The 3,978-nt window shown below is 73.3% G+C and carries 5 protein-coding genes; 2 read left to right on the forward strand and 3 right to left on the reverse strand.

Going from position 1 to position 3,978, the window contains the following annotated elements; all coding sequences use genetic code 11:
• The 3 genes from AN218_RS02895 to AN218_RS02905 all read right to left on the reverse strand — a co-directional run.
• On the reverse strand, positions 1 to 680 hold a 680-nt coding region (locus AN218_RS02895), incomplete at its 3' end, for a VOC family protein (protein ID WP_476755952.1).
• Between the two features lie 227 nt (positions 681 to 907).
• A complete protein-coding gene (locus AN218_RS02900) occupies positions 908 to 1,240 on the reverse strand; it encodes a plasmid stabilization protein (protein WP_070015001.1) in 333 nt (110 codons plus the stop codon).
• 94 nt (positions 1,241 to 1,334) lie between these two features.
• Positions 1,335 to 2,183 (reverse strand): SAM-dependent methyltransferase, encoded by an 849-nt coding sequence (locus tag AN218_RS02905; RefSeq protein ID WP_275936951.1) that lies wholly within the window; start codon positions 2,181 to 2,183, stop codon positions 1,335 to 1,337.
• A 280-nt stretch (positions 2,184 to 2,463) separates the two neighbouring features.
• Between AN218_RS02905 and AN218_RS02910 the strand changes: the two genes are divergently transcribed.
• Positions 2,464 to 3,144, forward strand: a complete 681-nt coding sequence (locus tag AN218_RS02910; protein ID WP_070015003.1) for a sigma-70 family RNA polymerase sigma factor — start codon at positions 2,464 to 2,466, stop codon at positions 3,142 to 3,144.
• Entirely contained in the window at positions 3,144 to 3,923 is a 780-nt protein-coding gene (locus AN218_RS02915; RefSeq protein WP_070015004.1) for a hypothetical protein, read from the forward strand. The genes AN218_RS02910 and AN218_RS02915 overlap by 1 nt, the downstream gene beginning before the upstream one ends.
• Positions 3,924 to 3,978 lie beyond the last annotated feature (55 nt).

Here is a 3,978-nt window from a genome sequence, read left to right on the forward strand (position 1 = left end):
GTCCGGGACCGGTCCGCCCGTCGACGGCCCCGTGCCCGGTCAACGGCCCTGTCCCGCGGTCCTGTTCGCGCCCCGCCGCGGGCGGCCCGTTCACGGTTCGTCGCGGGAGTGGACCGTGAAGAGACCTCCCTCGGGGTCGAAGAGCCCNGCCCGGCCGAGCGCCCGAAGGGGTTGTCCGCCGGGCTCGTCGCCACGGCGCCGCCCGCGCCCACCGCCGCCTTCGCCGCCTCGTCGACGTCGTCCACGGCGAACGAGGCGTGCCAGCGGGGCCGGATGTGCGGATCGGGCGCCGACTCGACGGCGCCGCCGCGCAGCGTCGCCACCGTACGGCCGCCCACCCGGATGACGACGGCCTCGTGCTGGTAGTCGACCTCGCAACGGCCCGTCTCGGACGCCCAGTCGAACACCTCGGCGTAGAAGATGGCCGCGGCGAAGGCGTCGCGGGTACGCAGCTCCAGCCGTGCGGGCAGATCGCGGTTCTCGGCGTCCCAGCTCGGGAGCACCGAGCCCTCCCAGAAGCCGAACGTCGCCCCGGCGAGATCCGCCGCGAGCGCGGTACGGCCGTCGCCCATGCGGATCGGGCCGACGGCGACGGTCGCGCTGCGCTCGCGCACGCGCGACGCCGCCGTGTCCGCGGAGGGCACGGCGAAGAACGGCGTCCACTGGACGGCGACGCCCATGGTGCGGGCGATGGCGCCCAGCCCGGCGACGGGCACGTCGTCGGAGTAGGCGACGCTGAACTCCTCGCCGATGGTTCCGGGACGGAAGGACCAGCCCAGCACCCGGCCGTAGAAGCGCTGGGCGTCCACGAGATCGCCCGTGGCCAGGCTCACCCAGCACGGTGCCCCGTACACCGGTGCCACCTCGGAGGCCACGCCTGATCTCCTCGCCGCCCCGGCGTACCCGATCAGCGGCCCAGCGCCTTCTGGAGCTGGCGCTTGTTCATCGAGGACCGGCCCTCGACGCCGCGCTGTTTCGCCTCGTTGTAGAGCTGGTCGCGGGTCGGGCCGCTCTTGGGGCCCATGCCGCGTCCGGAGCGGGTGCCGCCGCGTGCGGAGGCCGACTTGCCGCGGGTGGAGGTGCGGCTGGCGCGGGCCGCCTCGCCGGTACGCGCACGCTCCTTGTTGACCGAGCGTGCCGCGATCTCCTCGGCGCGGCCCGTGGAGGCGCCACGCTGCTTCGCGCCCTCCTTGATGTGCTCGTACTGGCGCTCACGCTTCGCGTTCGATCCTGCGGGCATGGTTCCTCCTGTCTTACGTACGAACCGTCGCCCCGGGTAACCCGCCCGCCCGGTTCGCTAACAGGCCGGCGCGAAGCAGCCCGCGACCGGCCCGTCAGGGTTTGCGCGCCACCGCGGCGTAGCAGGCGGCCTCGGCGTCGGTGACCTGGGAGAGGTCGCGCTCGGTGTCGGGGCGCCAGCGGTGGGTGACGGTGACGCCGGGGTCGAGCAGTTCCCAGCCGTCGAAGAAGCGGGTGAACTCCTCGCGCGTACGGGCCTGTACGGGCGTGCCCGCCGCGTCGTACGCCTCCAGGGCGCGCGCCAGCGCCCCCGGGTCGAAGTCCGGGGTGACATGGCTGACGGTGAGGGTGCTGCCGGAGGGCAGAGCCTGTTTGAAGTGCTCGACGATGTCGTGTGCGGCGCGCTCGCCGGGGACGAAGTGGAGCAGCGCGATCAGGCTCAGCGCGACGGGCCGCTCCAGGTCGAGGGTCTCGCGCACCTCCCGTGCGGACAGCAGGAGTTCGGGGTGCTGGGCGTCGCACTGCGCGTAGGCGGTGCGGCCCTCGGGGGTGCTGCGCAGCAGGGCCTGGGCGTGGGTGAGGACGATGGGGTCGTTGTCGGTGTAGACGACGCGGGCGTCGGGCGCGGTCTCCTGCGCGATCTCGTGCAGGTTGGGCGAAGTGGGGATGCCGGTGCCGACGTCGAGGAACTGGCGCATTCCGAGCTGTGCGAGGCGGCGCACGGAGCGGTGCATGAACTGCCGGTTGGTGCGGGCGGCGACGAGGACGGCGGGGAAGGCGGCCATGGCCTTGCCCGCGCTCTCGCGGTCCGCGGGGAAGTTCGTGGTGCCGCCGAGGAAGTAGTCGTACATACGGGCCGAGTGGGCCCGGTCGAGTTCCAGGTCCACCGCGCCGTCCCCTGCACCGTGCACGGCGTCGTCCACCGGACCTTCGTCAACGGCCACCTTTTCCGCCTTTCCGGGTTCTTGTCCCGGCGAGGTCGCCGGGGCGGCTATCGTGCGCCATTCGGGCCGAACTTGCCCAGGGCACATGGGCGTTGAGGCCGGGACCGGCCGCAGGGTGGCGGGAAGACGCCCCCGGACCCGGTAGCCAAGCTTTCACTCTGTGTAGTACTTTGGCCGGACTTCCGCGGACACCGCCCCATGGGCGCCCGTTCGCGGCTTCTGATCCATGTTCTCTCCTGTGAGGGAACGTCCGACCCGTTCTCCCCGAGAGGGCTCCTCCATGAGCGCCGAGGACGACCAGCAGCCGGGTTCCACAGCAGGGACGGCGCGGGGTGCCGCGTCCACGGCGGGCGGGCCTGCCGGCCCGGATACCTCGGACGACCCGGATGCCCCGGATGCCCTGGACGCCGGTCAACGCGACGCAAGGCGGCGGCTGTTGCTCTCCTTCGACGCGTTCGACGCCTCGCACCACCGGCTCTGGCTGCGCTACGCCCACACCCAGGCGGGCAGCAAGGAGGCCGCGCGGAGCATCGTGGAGGCCGCCTGCCGCCATCTGCTGGAGCACTGGGAGCACGCGCTGCGTCAGGAGTCGCTCACGGAGTACGCCTGGACGGTGCTGAAGGAGCATGTCGCGCGCTGGCTGGACGAGCGCGGGCTGCGGCCCCGCCTCGCGGCGACGGCGGCCTTCCAGGCGGCGCAGCGCAAGGTGCTGCTGCACGAGCTGCGGGACGAATTCGCCGTGCTGGAGGGCGAGATCGGGCTGTACGCGGCGATCGGGCGGCTGCCGGAGCGGCAGTACGACGTGATCGTCCTGCGCTATGTCCTCGGCTGCTCCGAGGAGGAGGTCGCCGGCTATCTCGGTTTCGACACGGCCGCGGTGCGCTCCCACATACGCTATGCGAAACGGAAGCTCGCCCGGGAGCTGCGTACGGCGCCGGGGCCCGACACCGGGGGCGACTGATGCGGGGGAGGCCCGAACACCGCAGCATCGACGCGCTGTTGTGCGGCGCGGAGGTGCTCGCGGAGGAGTACGGCGAGGGCGAAGTCGCCGCGGTGCGCGAGCGAGTGCTCGCGGGGCCGTCCGCCGCGGGCCGGTCCGCGGACGCGGGTACGGACGGCGGCGGGGCCGCGGAGGTGTCTCCGGGTGCCGGGGACCGTACGGTCGCGCAGGGGCGCCAGTATCCGACCGAGTGCGAACAGGCCGCGCACGACCTGGACTTGGCGGTCAGCCTCGTCATCAACGCCCCCGAGGCGGCGGCGAGCCTGGCGCGTCTCGTCGACGACCAGGAGGCCATCGCCCCCGAGGGCGCGCTGGTCTTCGGCTGTCTGCTGCATCTGGCGCGCTATCGCGAAGCGGCGCAGTTCTGGTGGCAGTTCGCCGCCGGCGGCGGTTCTCGGACCGCCGCCTTCTGCTTGTGTCTGCACCACCGCCGGCACGGCGAGTTCCGGGACGCCGACTACTGGCGTGCGCAGTCCTCCCGGCTCACGCAGCGCGGACGTACGGCGACGGCGGACGGGAGCGGCGCTCAGGGACGCGGGCAGTGCTCCGCCGCGCGGCCGCTGCTTCCGGAGGGCGTGCGGCACGGGCTGCTGAGCGACTGCCACACGGGCGGCGCCCCACGGCTGCCGCATGCGCTGGAGGCCGTCATCCACCGGCTTCCCGTGCTGGACGACGACGAGGACTTCGGCGAAATCCCGCAGCCCGCACGGGACTTGGCGGGCCATCTCGCCACGCCCTGACCCCTGGCCCGTGCCCCGGCTGCGCAACATCCGGCAGGCGCCCGCCTGCCCTGCC

The sequence above is a fragment of the Streptomyces nanshensis genome (genome assembly GCF_001751255.1).
Classification (GTDB): domain Bacteria; phylum Actinomycetota; class Actinomycetes; order Streptomycetales; family Streptomycetaceae; genus Streptomyces; species Streptomyces nanshensis_A.

What these genes read in the sequence shown, in the direction of transcription:
- AN218_RS02915 (WP_070015004.1), top strand. Translation starts at nt 3,144, where the DNA reads ATGCGGGGGAGGCCCGAACACCGCAGCATCGACGCGCTGTTGTGCGGC.
- AN218_RS02900 (WP_070015001.1), bottom strand. Translation starts at nt 1,240, where the DNA reads ATGCCCGCAGGATCGAACGCGAAGCGTGAGCGCCAGTACGAGCACATC.
- AN218_RS02910 (WP_070015003.1), top strand. Translation starts at nt 2,464, where the DNA reads ATGAGCGCCGAGGACGACCAGCAGCCGGGTTCCACAGCAGGGACGGCG.